The sequence below is a fragment of the Lysinibacillus sp. GbtcB16 genome (genome assembly GCF_019091145.1).
Classification (GTDB): Bacteria; Bacillota; Bacilli; order Bacillales_A; family Planococcaceae; genus Lysinibacillus; species Lysinibacillus fusiformis.
Window position 1 is genome coordinate 1 of the sequence record NZ_JAGXJV010000123.1, and the last position, 472, is coordinate 472.

A 472-nucleotide genomic window follows, 5' to 3' on the forward strand; every position below is an offset into this window, starting at 1 on the left:
GGGTCCTGCTGAACATAGCTAATAGATTTCCTTAAAGCCAATAAATTATCACTTGTAATAGTCGCATCATCTATTAATACTTGTCCTTTTTCCGGTTGAATAAGCCCCATTAAAATATCAATTAATGTACTTTTTCCAGCACCCGATCGCCCAACAATTGCTGTCATACGATTGGTTGGGATTTGCACATTAATATTTTGTAGAGCGTATACATGTTCGTTTTCATTGTAACGGAAATATACGTTTCGGCATTCAATCCCTTTTCTTATAGACATTGGTTTTACATGTTTATAACACTGTTCTATATCTTGTAATTCCTTTGCTGTCTTACACTCTTCTTGTAATTCTATTAAAGACTTAAAAGCAGGAATACTTGCAGCTAGTTGCTCAAGATTGGATTGAATGCTTGTAAATCTTGGCCATAGCCTTGAAAAAATAAGAATAATTAATAATAGTTGTCCTGGCTGAGCTT

Annotated in this window: 1 protein-coding gene; it reads right to left on the reverse strand. The window is 34.3% G+C overall.

Annotation, left to right across the window (positions count from 1 at the left end):
• Positions 1–472, reverse strand: a 472-nt coding sequence (locus KVT27_RS23650; protein ID WP_217582076.1) for an ATP-binding cassette domain-containing protein, incomplete at both ends; no start/stop codon positions are given.